This window comes from Mangrovimonas yunxiaonensis (genome assembly GCF_000733475.1).
Taxonomy (GTDB): Bacteria; Bacteroidota; Bacteroidia; order Flavobacteriales; family Flavobacteriaceae; genus Mangrovimonas; species Mangrovimonas yunxiaonensis.
In genome coordinates this window covers 45306-64060 of record NZ_JPFK01000002.1, presented here as the reverse complement: position 1 = coordinate 64060, position 18755 = coordinate 45306, and the positions used below count along the sequence as shown (strand labels likewise).

At 39.4% G+C, this 18755-nt stretch carries 14 protein-coding genes and 1 other RNA gene; 7 read left to right on the top strand and 8 right to left on the bottom strand.

Annotation, left to right across the window (positions count from 1 at the left end):
* Window positions 1-14: 14 nt before the first annotated feature.
* On the bottom strand, window positions 15-2627 hold the full coding sequence (clpB, locus tag IA57_RS00300; protein WP_036117698.1) for an ATP-dependent chaperone ClpB: 2613 nt from the start codon (window positions 2625-2627) through the stop codon (window positions 15-17).
* Window positions 2628-2767: 140 nt separating this feature from the next.
* Here clpB and ytxJ point away from each other — a divergent pair, with 140 nt between their 5' ends.
* Together ytxJ and IA57_RS00290 are read left to right on the top strand one after the other, a co-directional pair.
* On the top strand, window positions 2768-3157 hold the full coding sequence (ytxJ, locus tag IA57_RS00295; protein WP_036117696.1) for a bacillithiol system redox-active protein YtxJ: 390 nt from the start codon (window positions 2768-2770) through the stop codon (window positions 3155-3157).
* A 55-nt stretch (window positions 3158-3212) separates the two neighbouring features.
* Window positions 3213-5000, top strand: a complete 1788-nt coding sequence (locus tag IA57_RS00290) for a DUF885 domain-containing protein (RefSeq protein ID WP_036117694.1) — start codon at window positions 3213-3215, stop codon at window positions 4998-5000.
* A 62-nt stretch (window positions 5001-5062) separates the two neighbouring features.
* Here IA57_RS00290 and fahA read toward each other — a convergent pair whose 3' ends face one another.
* Window positions 5063-6355, bottom strand: a complete 1293-nt coding sequence (fahA, locus tag IA57_RS00285; protein WP_036117691.1) for a fumarylacetoacetase — start codon at window positions 6353-6355, stop codon at window positions 5063-5065.
* Between the two features lie 202 nt (window positions 6356-6557).
* On the opposite strand from fahA, the gene glyA reads away from it, so the two are divergent.
* Window positions 6558-7829, top strand: a complete 1272-nt coding sequence (gene glyA / locus IA57_RS00280; protein ID WP_036117688.1) for a serine hydroxymethyltransferase — start codon at window positions 6558-6560, stop codon at window positions 7827-7829.
* Window positions 7830-7896: 67 nt separating this feature from the next.
* Here glyA and IA57_RS12615 read toward each other — a convergent pair whose 3' ends face one another.
* The 3 genes from IA57_RS12615 to IA57_RS00270 form a co-directional block, all read right to left on the bottom strand.
* The gene (locus IA57_RS12615) at window positions 7897-8049 is read right to left on the bottom strand and encodes a hypothetical protein (protein ID WP_160171679.1); all 153 of its coding nucleotides are present in this window, start codon (window positions 8047-8049) and stop codon (window positions 7897-7899) included.
* A 130-nt stretch (window positions 8050-8179) separates the two neighbouring features.
* Window positions 8180-9736, bottom strand: coding sequence for a hypothetical protein (locus IA57_RS00275; RefSeq protein ID WP_036117685.1), 1557 nt, complete (start codon window positions 9734-9736; stop codon window positions 8180-8182).
* 141 nt (window positions 9737-9877) lie between these two features.
* Window positions 9878-10942 (bottom strand): glutaminyl-peptide cyclotransferase, encoded by a 1065-nt coding sequence (locus IA57_RS00270; RefSeq protein ID WP_308418515.1) that lies wholly within the window; start codon window positions 10940-10942, stop codon window positions 9878-9880.
* A 56-nt stretch (window positions 10943-10998) separates the two neighbouring features.
* Between IA57_RS00270 and ffs the strand changes: the two genes are divergently transcribed.
* From ffs to fsa, 3 genes are all read left to right on the top strand, one after another.
* Window positions 10999-11097: signal recognition particle sRNA small type (gene ffs, locus IA57_RS12430), an RNA gene on the top strand.
* Window positions 11098-11154: 57 nt separating this feature from the next.
* Entirely contained in the window at window positions 11155-11958 is an 804-nt protein-coding gene (locus IA57_RS00265; RefSeq protein ID WP_036117682.1) for an SDR family oxidoreductase, read from the top strand.
* 44 nt (window positions 11959-12002) lie between these two features.
* A complete protein-coding gene (gene fsa / locus IA57_RS00260; RefSeq protein ID WP_036117678.1) occupies window positions 12003-12656 on the top strand; it encodes a fructose-6-phosphate aldolase in 654 nt (217 codons plus the stop codon).
* Between the two features lie 58 nt (window positions 12657-12714).
* On the opposite strand, the gene IA57_RS00255 is transcribed toward fsa, so the two are convergent.
* Window positions 12715-14181: a TlpA family protein disulfide reductase gene (locus tag IA57_RS00255; RefSeq protein WP_229730311.1), complete on the bottom strand. Its 1467-nt coding sequence runs from the start codon at window positions 14179-14181 to the stop codon at window positions 12715-12717.
* Window positions 14182-14308: 127 nt separating this feature from the next.
* Here IA57_RS00255 and IA57_RS00250 point away from each other — a divergent pair, with 127 nt between their 5' ends.
* Window positions 14309-15934 carry an ABC-F family ATP-binding cassette domain-containing protein gene (locus IA57_RS00250; protein ID WP_036117675.1) on the top strand — a complete coding sequence of 542 codons (1626 nt, stop codon included), beginning with the start codon at window positions 14309-14311 and terminating at the stop codon, window positions 15932-15934.
* Here the strand turns inward: IA57_RS00250 and IA57_RS00245 are convergent, their stop codons facing one another.
* Together IA57_RS00245 and pheT are read right to left on the bottom strand one after the other, a co-directional pair.
* Window positions 15935-16180, bottom strand: coding sequence for a putative signal transducing protein (locus IA57_RS00245; protein ID WP_036117671.1), 246 nt, complete (start codon window positions 16178-16180; stop codon window positions 15935-15937). It abuts the gene before it with no gap.
* A 103-nt stretch (window positions 16181-16283) separates the two neighbouring features.
* Complete coding sequence (gene pheT / locus IA57_RS00240; RefSeq protein WP_036117668.1) at window positions 16284-18710, bottom strand: phenylalanine--tRNA ligase subunit beta; 2427 nt, start codon at window positions 18708-18710, stop codon at window positions 16284-16286.
* Window positions 18711-18755: the final 45 nt, after the last annotated feature.

Genomic DNA, 18755 nt, shown 5'->3' with positions numbered 1-18755 from the left:
ATTTTAACGTAACTTTAAGAGGCGTTATCGGGTATTAGATCGCCTTGGTTCCTGAAAACCAGTTTATCGTCAAAGGCATCAAGCAAAATAATGCTATCTGTTGTTATGTTGCCCGAAAGAAGTTCTTTGCTTAGTGCATTTAGGACTTCTTTTTGAATGACCCGCTTTACGGGTCGTGCACCGTATTCGGGATTGTACCCTTTTTCGGCCAAGTAAGCGATAGCTTCGGGTGTGGCATCGAAGGTAATGCCTTGCTTAGCTATCATTTTAGTAAGGCCTTTTAGTTGTAACCCAACAATATCTTTAATATTTTCCTTGGTTAAGGGGGTAAACATAATCGTATCGTCAATTCGGTTTAAAAACTCTGGTCGCACCGATTTTTTTAACAGGCCAAGGACTTCTATTTTAGCTATTTCCATAGCGGCATCGATGTCTTTTGTGGCTTCAAATTTTTCTTGTATAATATGGCTTCCCATGTTGGAGGTCATAATGATAATGGTGTTTTTAAAATCGGCCACGCGTCCTTTGTTGTCGGTCAACCTGCCTTCATCCAAAACCTGTAATAGAATGTTAAAGGTGTCTGGATGAGCTTTTTCAATCTCGTCTAATAACACGACAGAGTAGGGTTTGCGTCTTACGGCTTCGGTTAACTGGCCACCTTCATCATAGCCTACATACCCTGGAGGCGCACCTACTAAGCGGCTTACGGCATGACGCTCTTGGTATTCGCTCATGTCTATTCGGGTCATGGCGCTTTCATCGTCAAACAAATATTCGGCGAGTGCTTTTGCCAATTCGGTTTTTCCAACGCCTGTTGTTCCCAAAAACAAAAAGGTTCCAATAGGCTTGTCGGGGTTTTGTAGTCCTGCACGACTTCGTCTTACGGCGTCGCTTACAGCAACAATAGCTTCTTCTTGTCCTATAACACGCTTATGCAATTGGTCTTCTAATTTTAGAAGTTTCTCGCGTTCGCTCTGTAGCATTTTGGTTACAGGAATGCCGGTCCATTTTGCGACAACTTCGGCAATATCATCATAGGTAACCTCTTCTTTTATTAGGGAGTTTCCAGATTGGTTTTCTTGCAATTCCTTTTGAAGCTTTTCCAGGTTTTCTTGAGCTTCTTTTATTTTGCCATAGCGTATTTCGGCTACTTTGCCATAATTACCTTCGCGCTCGGCACGCTCGGCGTCCAGCTTAAAGTTCTCAATGTTTAGTTTTGTAGCTTGAATGTTATCGACAACCTCTTTTTCGCTTTTCCACTTGGCGTTTATTTCGTTGCGCTCTTCTTTTAGATTAGCCAATTCAGATCGTAACGATTTTAATTTAGCCTCGTCTTTTTCACGCTTAATGGCTTCAATCTCGATTTCCAACTGCATGATTTTTCTGTCCAATACATCCAGTTCTTCGGGTTTGGAGTTGATTTCCATACGCAGTTTCGATGCGGCTTCATCCATCAAATCGATTGCTTTGTCTGGTAGAAAACGGTTGGTGATGTATCTTTCGGATAATTCTACGGCACCAATAATAGCTTCATCTTTAATACGAACCTTGTGATGGGTTTCATACTTCTCCTTAATGCCTCTTAAAATAGAAATGGCGCTTTCGGTATCGGGTTCGTCTACCATAACTTTTTGAAAACGACGCTCTAGAGCTTTGTCCTTTTCAAAATATTTTTGGTATTCATCGAGTGTTGTCGCACCAATAGCACGTAATTCACCGCGCGCCAAAGCGGGCTTTAAAATGTTAGCGGCATCCATAGCGCCTTGGCCGCCACCTGCACCTACCAAGGTGTGAATCTCATCAATAAAGAGGACAATATCACCTTCGCTAGTGGTGACTTCTTTAATAACAGCTTTTAGGCGTTCTTCAAATTCGCCTTTGTATTTGGCACCCGCAATAAGCGCCCCCATATCTAGAGCAAAAATTTGTTTTTCCTTTAGGTTTTCAGGCACGTCGCCATCAACAATACGGTGTGCTAAACCTTCGGCAATGGCTGTTTTACCCGTACCGGGTTCGCCCACTAAAATGGGGTTGTTTTTGGTTCTACGCGATAGAATTTGAAGAATCCGTCTAATTTCCTCGTCACGACCAATAACGGGATCCAATTTGCCGTCTCTGGCCAATTGGTTTAGGTTTTTGGCGTATTTGCTTAGTGCATTATAGGTTTCTTCCTGGCTTTGGGACGTTACGCGATCGCCTTTGCGCAATTCTTCAATGGCGGCTGTTAAGGCTTTTTCGGTAACGCCTTGGTCTTTGAGCATCTGTGCAATTTTGCTGTTCGATTTAAAAACCGCTAAAATTAAATGTTCAACAGAAACATATTCATCCTTCATTTTTTTGGCAATGATAGCTGCTTCGTTTAGGGTTTTTCCGGCATCGCGCGATAGCATAATGTCGCCACCAGATACTTTAGGGAAGCTTTCTATTTGCTTATCTAAAGCCTGTTGCAAGACGTTTACGTTGACATTCATTTTTTTTAAAATGAATGGTAGCACGTTTTCATCAACATTGAAAAGGGCCTTAAAAATGTGCTCGTTTTCAATTTGTTGGTTTTCGAAGCTCTGTGCAAGCTGTTGTGCTTGCTGTATGGCTTCCTGTGATTTTATGGTATAATTATTAAAGTTCATATATTTATTCTTTATTTTATACGAGCATAAAGTCAATTACCTTACCAATTCATTTACACAGACAAAATGTCTGTTTGTTGTTGTGTTTCGGGTGACTTTTTGTCGTTGTTTTGTATGATGGATTTTTAAAATTACAATGTATGGGAATATTTAACAAGTTGTTTGGAGCGTCTTCTGATGAAGATATTAAAAATGAAGCACTACCTTGGATGGTTTTGAATGAAATGAGTCAATTGGATGAAATAATAGAGCGGTCAAAGCATAAAAAGCAGCTCATCTTTAAGCACTCTACCAGATGCGGTATTAGTCGCATGGTGAAAAATCAGTTTGAAAAAGCGTATGCTCTGGGCAATCAGGTAGATCTGTATTATTTAGACTTGTTGCAGCACCGCGATATTTCCAATGAAATTGCTTCTCGTTTTAGTGTTTATCACGAATCGCCACAACTATTGATTGTGAAAAATGGCCTTGTGGATAAACATGCAAGTCACGGGGCAATTAACGATTTGGACTGGAGCACCTTGCTTTAACGCTTCAAAAGATATCTTTTGTCTATATTTGGTGTAAACCAAATACGTTTTAGAGATGAAAAAAGTTATATTTCTTTTCCTATTGAGTACGGTGCTTATTTCTTGTAAAAAAGAAGTTAAAGGTGATGATGCTCCTGATGTAAGCAAAGATTTTGCTCAATTACTGGCCGATTTTAATGAAGAAGGATTGGTGTTAAATCCCATTAAAGCTACAAACGCCGGGGATAATAGATTTAATGACCAATATCCAAATTTCCTTTCACAAGATTATAAAGCCAAGAAAAAAGCCTATTACACTAAATATAAAGGAAAGCTAAATGCAATTCCTGATTCTTTGCTGGATGAGACCGAACGTATGACTAAAGATGTTTTGCTTTGGGATTGTGATATAAATTTGGGAGAATTCAATTTTAAGAAAGATTTGATGCCTATAGATCAAATGTGGTCTAAAAATTTAGATTTTAATAAATGGGCAAGTGGTGCTACGTCGCAACCCTTCAAGACAGTGGCCGATTATGAACATTGGTTAACGCGTGTTGATGCTTATTTGGTTTGGCTCAATTCGGCTAAGGAAAATATGAAAACAGGTATAGCCGAGGGCTATGTTTTACCAAAATCGCTAACCCTAAAGGTAATTCCGCAGTTTGAAATTTTATCGACAGCAGCCCTAGAGGACAACCTGTACTATTCGCCCGTAACAAATTTCCCAGAGTCGTTTACCGAAGAAGAAAAAGCGACACTTACCGAAGCCTATACAAGCATGGTAAAAAACAAAATTATACCCGCAAGCAAAGCAATGGTAGAATTTTTAAAAGAAGACTATCTGCCTGCTGGAAAAGAAGATTTTGGTATAGCAAAGGTTACCCCACTAGGTCAAGCGTATTACAACTTTCAAATAAAAAAATATACCACCACCACTATGACTGCCGATGAGATTCATGAACTTGGTCTTAGCGAAGTGGCAAGAATTAGAGGGGAAATGGAAGAGGTTAAAAAGGAAGTTGGTTTTGAAGGTGATTTAAATGCCTTTTTTGAATTTGTGAGAACTAAAAAAGATTTGATGCCATTTACAGAGCGCTCGCAAGTGATAGCTTGGTATGATAGCATTCATAAAGTTATGCTTCCGCAATTAGACCAATTGTTCAGCAAACAACCCAAAACTGAATTTGAAGTTAGACGAACAGAACCATTCAGAGAAAAATCGGCTGCGGCCAATTACAGTCCTGGTGCGTTAGATGGTAGTAGGCCAGGAATTTTTTACACACCCATTCCTGTAGTGACGGACTATAACATTTTTAATAAAGAAAGTTTGTTCCTTCATGAAGCCATTCCGGGGCATCATTTTCAGGTATCGTTTCAGCAAGAAAATGAGAATTTACCAGACTTCAGAAGAACACTTTGGTATAGCGCCTATGGTGAAGGTTGGGCTTTATATGTTGAAAGTATGGGTAGAGAACTAGGGCTTTACAAAGATCCCTATCAATATTTTGGGATGTTAAGTAGTGAAATTCATCGTGCAGTAAGACTCGTTGTAGATACGGGGTTGCATGCCAAAGGTTGGAGTAGGGAAGCGGCCATTCAATATTGTTTGGAAAATGAAGCCATTCCAATAGCTAAAATTGAAAGCGAGATTGAACGCTATATGGCCAATCCGGGACAGGCATTATCTTACAAAATAGGGCAATTGAAAATTATGGAACTACGTGACAAAGCCGAAGCCAGTTTGGGAGAAAAATTTGATATTCGGGCGTTTCATGACCAAGTCTTGGAAACAGGATGTATTCCGTTACAATTTTTAGAAGAAAAAATAGACCGTTGGATTGATAACACCAAGAAGCAATAAAAAAACTCCCACACTTCAACAAACTTAATGGTCGGAATGTGGGAGGTTTTATATTCAAGATATTATTTGTTTTTCTTCGGGTTGTAAACAGGTAGAAGTTGTGTAGAGACTTCTCCAAAACCAATACGGGTCCCTTCTTTTTCGCAGAAACCACGCATAATAACCGTATCGTAATCGTTTATAAACTTACGTTCAGAGCCATCTTCTAAGGTTATGGGCTTGCTGCCTTTCCAGGTAAGCTCTAACATAGAACCATAAGAATCTGGAGTAGGACCAGATATGGTGCCACTTCCCATCATGTCACCAGAATTTACTGGGCAGCCATTAACCGTGTGGTGTGCCAATTGCTGAGACATGTTCCAGTACATGTATTTAAAGTTGGATTTGCAGATAACCGTTTCTTTGGCTGTTTTAGGTTTTAAGGCGACTTCAAGATTAATGTCGAAACTCTTTTTCCCTTTATATTGCAAATACGGCAACTGTGGTTTTAATGGTTTAGGACCTTCTACACGGTAAGGCTCCAAAGCATCAAGGGTAACAATCCAAGGTGAAATGGAAGACGCAAAGTTTTTAGCTAAAAATGGGCCTAATGGGACGTATTCCCATTTTTGAATGTCTCTAGCAGACCAGTCGTTAAATAGCACAAGCCCAAAGATGTACTCTTCGGCTTCATTAACAGGAATGGGTTCCCCCAGATCGTTAGCATCGGTTGTAATAAAGGCCATTTCCAATTCAAAATCTACCAACTTCGAAGGCCCAAATACTGGGGTATCGCTATCGGCAGGAATGGTTTGCCCTTGTGGTCTGTGTACAGGTATTCCAGATGGAATAATCGAGCTGCTTCTGCCATGATATCCTACCGGAATGTGTAACCAGTTAGGCAAAAGGGCATTGTCTGGATCGCGAAACATGGTGCCTACGTTTGTGGCGTGTTCTATGCTCGAGTAAAAATCGGTGTAATCGCCAATCTGTACAGGCAATTGCATTTCAATTTCGTCTAATCTAAATAAAACAATCTCTTTGTGTTTTTTGTTGTTCTTTAGCGTGTCGTTTTCTTCGTCAAAAATATCGGCAATACGATTTCTAACCATACGCCAAGTTTTTCGGCCATCGGCAATAAAATCGTTTAGCGAATCTTGAAGAAAAATATCGTCTGTTAAGGGAATGTCATCAAAATAACCAAGCTGGTGCAAGGCCCCAAGATCAATGGCAGTATCTCCAATACGGGTTCCTATAGTAATAATGTCGTCTCGGGTTAAAAACACCCCAAACGGAATGTTTTGAATGGGAAAATCTGAATTCTTATCAACATGAAGCCAAGATTTTCTATTAGGGTTGTTAGCTGAAATTTGCATAACTAAAGGTTGTTTTTTGTTTATTAAATTCTATTCAAACCTACATAACTTTTTATTTTAATACTAAAATTCAAGCTAAAAAAATAGGTTCACTGAGGCCGTTTTTTAAAAATAACGACTTCTCTAAGTAAATATATGTTTTTTGATGTATTAAACTAATGGATTTATTATTTTTGATTAATTTTTAACGAATACTATAAAAATGCAACGCGACGAACAAATATTTGAGTTAATTAAAGAGGAGCATGAAAGACAGTTACATGGTTTAGAACTGATTGCTTCAGAAAATTTTGTGAGCGACCAAGTTATGGAAGCTGCAGGATCTGTACTTACAAACAAGTATGCCGAAGGTTACCCTGGAAAACGCTATTATGGCGGTTGTGAGGTTGTAGATGTGGTCGAGCAAATAGCGATAGACCGAGCCAAGGCTTTATTTAATGCCGAATACGTAAACGTACAGCCACACTCGGGAAGCCAAGCCAATACAGCGGTTTTTGCTGCTTGTTTAAAACCAGGCGATACTATTTTAGGGTTCGATTTGTCCCATGGCGGGCATTTAACACACGGTTCTCCAGTTAACTTTTCGGGCAAGCTTTATCGTCCAGTATTTTATGGAGTTGATAGAGAAACCGGCATAATAGATTACAACCACGTAGAGGAAGTGGCCAAAAAGGAACGTCCGAAATTAATTATAGCAGGTGCGTCGGCTTATTCGCGAGATATGGATTTTAAGCGTTTTCGTGAAATTGCAGATATGGTAGGCGCCATACTTATGGCCGATATTTCGCATCCAGCAGGATTAATCGCTAAAGGCATTTTAAACGATCCGTTGCCACATTGCCACATTGTAACAACCACAACACATAAAACATTACGTGGCCCAAGAGGCGGTATGATTATGATGGGTCAGGATTTTGATAACCCATTTGGCTTAAAGCTTAAAAATGGCAACCTAAAGAAAATGTCAACCTTGTTAAACTCTGCTGTATTCCCAGGAAATCAAGGTGGACCATTAGAACATATTATTGCGGCCAAAGCCATTGCCTTTGGCGAAGCTTTAACCGAGGATTTTATGCACTATACCCTTCAGGTGAAGAAAAATGCAGCAGCCATGGCCGAGGCGTTTGTTGAAAAAGGCTATCACATTATTTCTGGAGGTACCGATAACCACATGATGTTAATCGACCTGAGAAATAAAGCGGTTTCTGGAAAAGATGCTGAAGCGGCTTTAGTTAAGGCAGATATTACAGTAAATAAAAATATGGTGCCTTTTGATGATAAATCGCCATTTGTAACTTCGGGGATTAGAGTAGGAACACCGGCAGTAACCACCAGAGGTTTAAAAGAAACCGATATGAAAGCTATTGTCGATTTGATTGATGAGGTTATCATGAACTACCAAGACGAAGAAACACTTAGTGCAGTAGCGGCTAAGGTAAATACCATGATGGGAGATAAACCCTTGTTTTCTTAAGCAATACGCGTTTTTTAAACACCTCAATAAAACAAAAAGCCTGTAATTTTTACAGGCTTTTTTCTTGTTATAATGCTAATTTTTTTACCGTAATCGTGTGGTGATTGTCAATTTTTTCGGTGAGATTGGAGCAAGAACTCTCGGCCACTTGTTTTTGCGTGTCCTCTACATTGGTTACTGATGAGGTAATCATAAAGGCAATGGTAATAATATGTTTCATCTGTTCGGGTATTTTGATTAATAGCTTTTAAATTAACTAAGCTAAAATTAACGTTTCAACTGTTAGGCTGATGTTAATGGGCTGTTAATCATTTCCTAATAAAAACATTTGGGTATTTTCCATAAAGCAATTAATCCTCGAAAGGGGCACTCTCGTACGCACCGCTATCTGGAGTATTGTTATCTCTTGGCGTACCTAAAATATCGGTGCCAGCAGGTATTAAAGGTGTTGCTATGCCGTTGGCAGCAGAGTTTTCGCCAATAGCCATTTGGTTGTTTTGTGGGTTTTTAAAGTATGGGTTTTCATTAAAAACATTGTTGTTGTACTTGGTTACATCATCAAAATTGTAATTAGGCCCGTTAAAGCTATTGTTGGGGTCATCAAATCTCAATAAGGAATGGGTAAACTTAAAGTTGAAAGCAACTTGGTCGTCGCTTATTTCATCTAGAATAAATTCCGGATTGTCATTGCCATAGATAATGCAGTTGTTAAAGTTGGCTTCGGTTAAATCGGCAAGGAAAACCGTGCCTTGGCCATCCTCTTGAAAGTTGTTTAGCAACAGTGCTGGAAATTGCCTAAAACCATTGCTCCAGTAGTTGGCAATGGTGCAATGTGTAAGGTTGTATTTGCCTCCTAATGTTCCTGCAAACGAGGTTAGACCTGCATTGTTGATTACGATATTCTCTGCTGCGATAGAAGTGTTTCTACCCAAAATACCATAATTGCTGGAATTGTAAATTTGCGAGTTGGTTATGGTTAATTTATCATTAATGTCATTCGCATTACCATCGCTTAAAATGCCTACCGAAGCATTTTTTATGGTTGCGTAATTAATGGTGTTGTTTACACTACCTTCAAAAAGCCAAATGGTGCCCCATTGTCCGGGAACTTCAGAAAAGGATGGTTCTAGCCTGTCGCCTTCAAAAATCACCTCATTTTCCAATACCTCAGAATCAGAACTTAAAGCGCCATTCACATTAAGCGAAGCACCTTCTGAAACCAAAAGCCCAGAATCGGCATGAAAATGCACCCGTGCTCCAGCATCTACGGTTAGTGTCTCGCCATTGGGTACTGCGGCAAAGCCATAAACTACATAAGGTTTTTCGTTGGTAAAGGTAAGTTCTTCGGGAAGTAAATAACGCCCTTGAATGTTGGTTTCTACTTGTTCGCCACCAATATTTAGAGTAAGGGTTTCAACAATTCCTGTGGTATTGTCGCGGTCTGGATAAATAAAATAGGCGTCTTTTACTAAGGTTACTAGGTCTACCGTTTGCATGTTGACGCCAGTTCCAAACTCAATTTTATCGGTATAAAGAAATTCGCCATTGGTGTTAGGCAAGTTATTAATATCTATCGTTGTTTCTACAAAAACGTACATGCTATCGTTGGCTAGAATTTCTACATCTTGAAACTCCTTACCAGCAACACCATCTACATTTAATCGGTATTCCGAATTTTCGCCAAACGCTAACCTTAACGAAGGAATGCTAATATTATCATCACTTTGGTTGTACACCTTAAGGTTGTAGGTGCTCGAGCCAATATTGGAGAAAACGGTGTCTAGGTACACGGTGTCTTTAGAAAATACCAATCCACCAGATTTTGTGTCAAAATCCAATTCTTTTCGGCAGGAGCTCCACAGCAGGATGAATAGGGAAAAGATGGTGAAAGTGGCAATGCGTTTCATAGGAAAGGGTTTAAGTGCTAAAGTAAAACTTTTAAATCAATGATTTATTACAATATCCTGCATGGTTTATAAAATAACGGGGCCGTTTTTTTAGGATTTATTTTTATACATAAATCTAATTTTGTTTCGAAAAGCTTCCAGTTATTCTACAATTTTAACTTCAAATAATTTATCCCAAAGCTTACCTGTTACAAAAAGCGTTTGCGTTTCTGGGTTATAGGCAATCCCGTTTAACACATCGAGTTTGGGGTGTTGGGTTACTTTTTTGTGTAGGGAAGAGAAGTCGATAACCCCTTCAACAGCGCCATTTTCAGGGTTAATTATGGCTACGCCATTTTTCTCCCAGCGGTTAGCATATATTTTTCCGTTTACCCATTCTAGTTCGTTTAGTTCGACAACTTTTCCTTTATTGTGGTAAGCTTGAATGTAGCTTTTCTCGGCAAGGGTTTCAGGATCTAGCGTCCAGATTTTTTCGGTGCCATCGCTTTTGTACAGCACTTTGCCATCGTTGCAAAGGCCCCAGCCTTGTTTGCTGTTGTTGTATTTAAAAGATCCGGTTTTTTCAAAGGTTTCTACATTGTAAACAAACCCAATTCCTCGTCGCCAAGTAAGCTGGTATACTTGGTGGTTAAAAATGGTTATGCCTTCGGCAAAATATTCGTTAGGGACGTTGTGATTTTTCAAAACCTCTCCTGTTTTGTAGTTTACTTTGCGAAGTTTAGAGCTACCGTACTGGCCTGTGCTCTCGTAAAGCTCGCCCTTGTAAAACTCTAGGCCTTGGGTATAGGACGTAATATCGTGGGGATATTCGTTAATAATGTCGAAGGTATAAACCTTAGGTGTTTTATTGTTTAAAACCGTAATGGTTTTGGTAATGGTTTCTAGCTCCCCATTTAATTGCATTTGAGCTGTAATGGTATGCTCGCCAAGTTTCATATTGGTCAGGGTTGTTTTTTTAGTAATCGCATTGCCGTCAAGCGAGAACGAAACATCGCCAATATCGTAGTTTTTTGGGTTGTTTATGCTAACGTCTAGGGGTTCTCCAAGCAAAAAAGACTGGTTAGCTTGGTTTGCATTGATTGTAAGGTGCTTTTTCATCTCTGCAACATTGTTTCCGCAGGAAGTTATAAAAGCAAATAACGTGGTGACAATAAGGAGCTTAACAGCATTCATGGTTTTTAAAATAATTTCAGGCAATGTATTCAATAAAATTCAGTTTAAAAAATCATTGTAAAAGTATTAAAAGGTTGTATCTTTGCAGTCGGCAAGTCCTACACAACTAGCTCCTGCAGAATCCTCCAGGGCGGGAACGCAGCAAAGGTACGCGGTTGTAGCAGTGTGATGTAGGTAGCTTGCCTTTTTTTATGCGCTTTACTTTCCTTTTAAGTTGTATTTTTACCCCAATAAATTTTATAATCATGGCTAAAGTTATTTTAATTACAGGAGGTTCTTCTGGAATAGGGAAATCTGTTGGTGAGTTTCTAACAGAAAAGGGTTTTCAGGTTTACGGGACCAGCCGCACACCAAACAACTACCCGAACAGCAAATTTCCTTTAGTGGCCTTAGATGTCGCAGATGTTGTAACCATTAAAACGGCAGTTGCCGAGGTTATTAGCAAAGCAGGACGGTTAGATGTGTTAATAAACAATGCCGGAGCAGGAATAACAGGTCCTATAGAGGAAATTCCGGAGGAAGAGATAAAACGCAATTTTGAAACGAACTTTTTTGGCCCTTTAAACGTGATTAAGGCAGTGCTGCCACAAATGCGCAAGCAGCAGTCGGGACTGGTTATTAACATCACATCTATTGCAGGATACATGGGATTGCCTTTTAGAGGGGTTTATAGTGCCAGCAAAGGCGCTCTGGAATTGATTACCGAAGCCTATAGAATGGAATTAAAACCTTTTAATATAGAAATGACCAATGTGGCTCCAGGCGATTTTGCTACAAATATTGCTGCAGGACGGTACCATGCCCCGGTAAAAGAGAATTCACCTTATAAGACATCCTACGGAAACACCTTAACCTTAATGGATGAGCATGTAAATAGTGGGCAAGACCCTAAAATTATGGCAAATGCCATACTTAAGGTTATTACAACAACGCACCCAAAAGGGCATTATAAGGTAGGGGAAACCATGCAAAAATTCTCCATTGTCTTAAAGCGTATTTTACCCGATAAAGTTTACGAAAGGTTATTAATGAACCATTATAAATTGTAATTTTGCAGGACGAGAATTAACACAACTAAAACGAATTTAATCAGATGAAATTTTTTATCGATACGGCAAACCTAGAGCAAATTAAAGAAGCTCAGGACATGGGCATCTTAGATGGGGTAACAACCAACCCGTCTTTAATGGCCAAAGAAGGCATTACAGGGCACGACAATATTATGAAACACTATGTTGACATTTGCAATATTGTAGATGGCGATGTAAGTGCAGAGGTTATTTCTACCGATTTTGAAGGCATGGTAAGAGAAGGCGAGGCTTTAGCCGAGCTACATGACCAGATTGTTATTAAACTACCTATGACTAAAGATGGGGTTAAAGCCTGTAAGTACTTTAGCGATAAAGGCATTAAAACCAACGTAACCTTAGTGTTCTCTGCAGGACAAGCACTACTAGCTGCAAAAGCAGGAGCAACTTATGTGTCGCCATTTATAGGCCGTTTGGATGATATATCGACAGATGGTTTGAATTTAATTTCTGAAATTCGCCACATTTACGACAACTACGCTTTCGAAACACAAATTTTAGCTGCTTCGGTTCGCCATACCATGCACGTAATTGATTGTGCTAAAATTGGAGCCGATGTTATGACAGGGCCTTTAAGTTCTATCTCCGGGTTGTTAAAACACCCGCTAACAGACATCGGACTGGAAAAGTTTTTAGCAGATTATAAAAAAGGAAACTAATAAGACCTGTATTACTTACCATAAAAAAAGCCTCGAATAAATTTCGAGGCTTTTTTATTTATTGGTTTAAGGCTTCTAGCAGTTGCTTTTCAAAATGTAGGGAAAACATGTTGGTCTGTGCATTAATAATTTTTCCCTGATTGTCTAATAAAATCACTTTGTTAATGGGGTAAATGGCCAAATCTTGTTTTGCCTTTTTAGGATCTACAAACAAATATTCGCTTTTTGTAGGGTATTTATACTGTTTTAAATGGTCTTTCCAAGCTTGGCTGCTGGTCTCGTTTATGTTTAAAGCCACAAAATTAATTTCGGGGTATTTCACTTTAAGCTCCTCTATTTTTTTGTGAGAGTCTTGGTAGTGCCTTAAATACGATTGCCTCCAAAAATACATAACCGTAGGCTTGTTTTTAACAAGCTGGTTTAAGGTATGTGTGTTGTTATCAATATCGTAAACGTATAGTTTAGGAAGCTTGTTTCCTGGCTTTAAAACTTTAAGCGAAGCCACAATATTGTTTAAATAATCGGTGTGGTAACGATCTGTGCTTTTAGCTTTAAAAGAAACCAAAAGCGAGTCGTAGTCCTTAACATTTTTATTGTCGCTAATAAACTCTATGGCCGTATTGATTAGCAATTGGTTTTTCATGTCGTCGTTTTTAACCAAACTATCAATAAGCTTTAAACGGGTTAAGTTATAACCTAGGCATTTTCTGTTTAATATACTGTCGTTAGAGGTTTTAAAATGTTCGGTTAGGGCCAGATTTTCAAAATGATGTTTTAAAAATGGGTAGTAGGGGAAGTAGTCCCTAACATTTTGAATGCTGTAGTCTATATCTGTTCTGTAGGCATAAAAACTCTCGGGTAGCGATTTAATAATGTTGCGCTCACTGCTCGAGTAATTAACAAACGGATAAACCTCTTTACTTAAATAATAATCGTAATTAATGTTGGTCTCAATAAGGTTAATAAACCGTTTGGAGACCGTATTTTCTGATGAAAACTTTTTTAATGCTTTAAGTTTAAGGGCTTTCATGGAGTCTACATGAGCCTCAAACGCCTTTGGCGAAAGCTGGCTAAACCCGAGTACTTTCTTGTCGTCCTGCTCGCTTTCAAGAAAAAGGTTTATAAGGTAGTTGTTCTTTTTAGCTCCTTTACCAGTGTAAACCAAAGACTCGTCGAACTCGAGTGTGTTTAGTCTAAGCATAATACTGTCGTTGGGCTCGACCAATACAATTTGATGCTCCAGGCCATCTGCAGCAGAGAGCCTAAAGGAATATAACCCAGGCACCAAGCTGTCAAATTTATAAAGAAACCTGTTGCGGTCGTCTAAGGTTAACGTATCAATCGCCCTAGCATCGGTAGTAGTTATGTAAACCGTTCTGTCTTTTGGGTTAATAATTTCGCCGCCCAAATAGGCCGAAGCGCTGGTTGTGCTGCTATCTTCCTGACAAGCAATAACAAGCCCTCCCAAAGCAAACAAAAGGCTTGCCCTGCAAAAGAACATAGGTAAAAATGTAGGTAACTTCATAATGTACAAAAATACCCTTTGCAACGCTGATGCGTTGTTAATACGTTGTTAAATATTATTAAGCAAGGTTTTGCTTCTGCATGTAGGAGCTTTTTTCTACTTTTGCAAAAAATTAAAACCTAGAAAAATGTTATCAGTATCTAACTTATCGGTCCAATTTGGGAAGCGTGTTTTGTTTGATGAAGTAAATACGACCTTTAACCAAGGAAATTGTTATGGGATTATTGGTGCCAACGGTGCTGGAAAATCTACATTTTTAAAAATCCTTTCAGGAAAGCAGGACGCCACATCAGGTCACGTTCATTTAGAACCCGGAAAACGCATGTCGGTGTTAGAACAAAACCACAATGTGTATGATGAATTTCCTGTGCTAGAAACGGTTTTACGCGGTAACAAGCCACTATTCGAGATAAAAACGGAAATAGACAAACTATATGCCGATTACACCGATGAAAATGCCGAAAAGATAGGGGAGCTTCAAGTAACATTTGAAGAAATGGACGGCTGGAACGCCGAAAGTGGTGCTGCGGCTTTACTTTCTAATTTAGGAATATCAGAAGCGCTTCATTACACCTTAATGAAAGACCTTGACGGGAAACAAAAAGTACGGGTGTTGTTGGCCCAAGCATTGTTTGGAAACCCCGATGTGTTGATTATGGACGAGCCGACAAACGACCTAGATTACGAAACCATTTCGTGGTTGGAAAATTTCTTGGCTAACTACGACAATTGCGTTATCGTTGTATCGCACGACCGTCACTTTTTAGATGCCGTTTGTACACACATTTCCGACATCGATTTTGGTAAAATAAACCACTATTCAGGTAACTATTCGTTCTGGTACGAGTCTTCACAATTGGCCGCTAAACAACGCGCGCAACAAAACAAAAAAGCCGAAGATAAAAAGAAAGAACTAGAGGAGTTTATTAGACGTTTTTCTGCAAACGTAGCAAAGTCTAAACAAGCCACTTCTAGAAAGAAAATGATAGAGAAACTAAACGTTTCAGAAATTAAGCCTTCTAGTCGCCGTTATCCGGCCATTATTTTTGAAAGAGATCGCGAGGCTGGTGACCAAATTTTAAATATTGAAGGGCTTTCGGCCTCATTAGAAGGCGAGACGTTATTTAATAACATCGACCTTAACTTGGCAAAAGGCGATAAGGTTGTTGTGTTTTCTAAAGATTCTAGAGCTACTTCGGCATTTTACCAAATAATAAATGACAAGGAAAAAGCAGACTCTGGCGAATTTGCTTGGGGAATTACAACCACCCAATCTTACCTGCCACTAGATAATAGCGAGTTTTTTAATAGCGATTTAACGCTGGTAGATTGGTTACGCCAATGGGCCAAGACCGAAGAAGAGCGCGAAGAGGTTTACATTCGTGGCTTTTTAGGGAAAATGATTTTTAGTGGTGAAGAGGCGCTTAAAAAGTGTAATGTACTTTCTGGAGGCGAAAAAGTGCGTTGTATGCTAAGTAGAATGATGATGGTTAGAGCCAATGTACTCATGCTGGACGAACCAACAAACCACTTAGACCTAGAAAGTATTACCGCATTTAACAACTCTTTAAAAAACTTTAAGGGAACCGTACTATTAACCACACACGACCACGAGTTTGCCCAAACCGTAGGTAATAGAATTGTAGAGCTAACACCAAACGGTGTTATTGACAGATACATGACATTTGACGAGTACATGCAAGACCCTAAAATTAAAGAGCTTCGCGATAAAATGTACGCGGTAACAGCTTAACTAATTGGCATTATTGGCTTCTAGCTCGCTAACAACGCTTTCTACAATAGGAAGCGCTGCTTCTAGTTCGTCTTCACTTACATAAATGTCTTGAAGACCAGGGATAGAGGCCATAAATCCCGCTAAGCGACCAGACTCCGATTCGTCTTTTAATATGGGGTTAATGTCTATTGCTTCTAGTTTGTCCACAATAAGCTGAACCACGATAAAATTTCCGGTGTAAATTTTTTTATAGGTAGAATCCATAATTTAATGAGGTTATGGTTGCCTAATAAAGATACGAAAAATTACGGTGTTAGCATGTTAAGGATGCAATAATAAAAAAGCCTGTTTTTAACAGGCTTTTTTATTATCGTAACTCGGCACCAAGTTGTTTTTCGAAATTGGTTTGGAGCTTTTTCATGATTTTATCAATCTGGCTATCTGTTAGTGTCTTGTTCTTGTCTTGTAGTGTAAAACTTACAGCATAACTTTTCTTGCCTTCGGGGAGGTTTTTTCCTTGGTAAACATCAAACAGGTCTACATCCTTTAACAGGTTTTTTTCGGTTTGTGTGGCAATTTTATCAATGTCTTCAAACGAAACCTTTTGGTCTATTAGTAAAGCAAAATCGCGTCTTACCTCAGGGTATTTTGGAATTTCGGTGTACGAGACATGGTTTGCTTTTATAATGTTTAAAATATTGTCCCAATTAAATTCGGCATAAAGCACATTTTGGGCAATATCAAACGCCTTTAACACGGGCTTCTTAATCAAACCAAATTCTACCAGTTGCTGACTTTTTTTAGAAAGGATAATGCCTTCAGAAAGCAAATCGCTCTGCATGGGCGAAATAGTGGTGCCAGAAATGCCTAAACGCTCTAAAATGGTTTGGATAATGCCTTTTAGGTAGAAGAAATCGCTTTCTTTTACAACAGTATTCCAACGTTGGTTGTCGCGATTTCCCGAAACAAACACCGACAAGCGTTTAAACTCCTGGCGCGTTCCATTAAAGTCGTGGTAAGTTTTACCAAACTCGAATAACTTTAGGTTGTTGCGTTTTCTATTAATGTTGTGGTTTATGGCTTCTAGCCCAGAAAACAACATGCTTTGGCGCAACACACTTAAATCGTTGCTTAAAGGGTTAAGCATTTCAACGCTGTGGTCGTGTTGTAATTGTTCGCTAAGTGCTGTATACTTGGCCGTGGTTAAAGAGTTTGAAAGCATTTCGTAAAACCCTTGTGAAGCCAGTTGATTGCCAATAATGTTTTGAACTTTATAGTCTTCAAACCTCGAGGTATTAGAAATCGAGGCGTTAAGTTTTTCTGTTGTTTTTATGTTGTTGTAACCGTACACGCGTAAAACTTCCTCAATAACATCGGCTTCCCTTTGCACATCGTTCCTGTAAGCGGGTATGGTAAGCCCTAGTCCGGCCTCGGTAACATTGTTTATTTTTATGCCCAACGACATTAAGATACCTTTAATGGTTTCTTTAGGAATGTCTTGACCAATAAGTTTCTTGGCGTTGTCAAAACTTAAACGTACTTGGAAATCCTCAATCTTTTTAGGGTAGGTATCATATACATCGCTTGTAATCTCGCCACCGGCAATCTCTTGAATTAACAAAGCCGCACGCTTAAGGGCGTATTCTGTAATGTTCGGGTCTATTCCTCTTTCAAATCTAAAAGAAGCATCGGTATTTAAACCATGTCTTTTAGCTGTTTTTCTTACAGAAACAGGATTAAAATAGGCACTTTCTAGGAAAATGCTTGTTGTGGTTTCGGTCACGCCAGAGCTCAATCCGCCAAAAACCCCTGCAATACACATGGGTTTTTCCGCATCGCAAATCATAAGATCTTCTTCATGAAGTTCGCGTTCAACCTCGTCTAGGGTTGTAAATTTTGTTCCTGCAGGAAGTGTTTTAACTTCAATTTTATTGCCTGTTATCTTGGCGGCATCAAACGCATGCAGTGGTTGCCCAAGCTCGTGTAACACGTAGTTGGTTGCATCTACAACATTGTTTTTAGGGGTAATGCCTATGGCTTGTAACCTGTTTTTTAGCCAAGCGGGCGATGCTTCTACTTTTAAACCAGAAATGGTCACACCACAATACCTAGGTGCTAAATTGTAATCTTTTACATCCACATCTATACGCTGGGTGCGGTTGTCTACATGAAAGGCACTTACCGAAGGGGTAATTAACTCTAAGTTTATATCTTTTTGAAGCAAACCAGCCTTAAGGTCTCTAGCGGTACCAAAATGGCTCATGGCATCTGCACGGTTTGGTGTTAGCCCAATTTCGAAAACTTGGTCGTTTTCAACCTGAAACACTTCTGCTAGGGGTTTTCCCGGTGTTAATGCAGCACTTAAAACCATAATTCCTTCGTGCGATTTTCCTAGGCCCAATTCGTCTTCGGCACATATCATACCGAAGCTGGATTCACCTCGTATTTTCCCTTTCTTAATTTTCCAGGCTTCGCCTTCGGGGGTGTATAGTGTGGTTCCTATAGTGGCTACTGGCACTTTTTGGCCCTTAGCAACATTAGGGGCGCCACATACAATTTGTACGGGCTCCTGTTCTCCTATATTAACGGTGGTAACTTTTAAACGATCTGCATTGGGGTGTTGTTCGCAAGTGAGTACTTCACCAACAACAATGCCTTCTAGGCCGCCTTTTACAGATTGAAAGCGCTCTATGCCTTCTACTTCTAGTCCTAGATCTGTAAGTAATTCGCCCGTTTTTTCGGCGTCCCAATCTACTTGTATAAATTGCTTAAGCCAATTGTAAGAAATCTTCATAAAATGCAATTCTGTTTAGGTGTGCAAAGATAATAAACCTCTAAG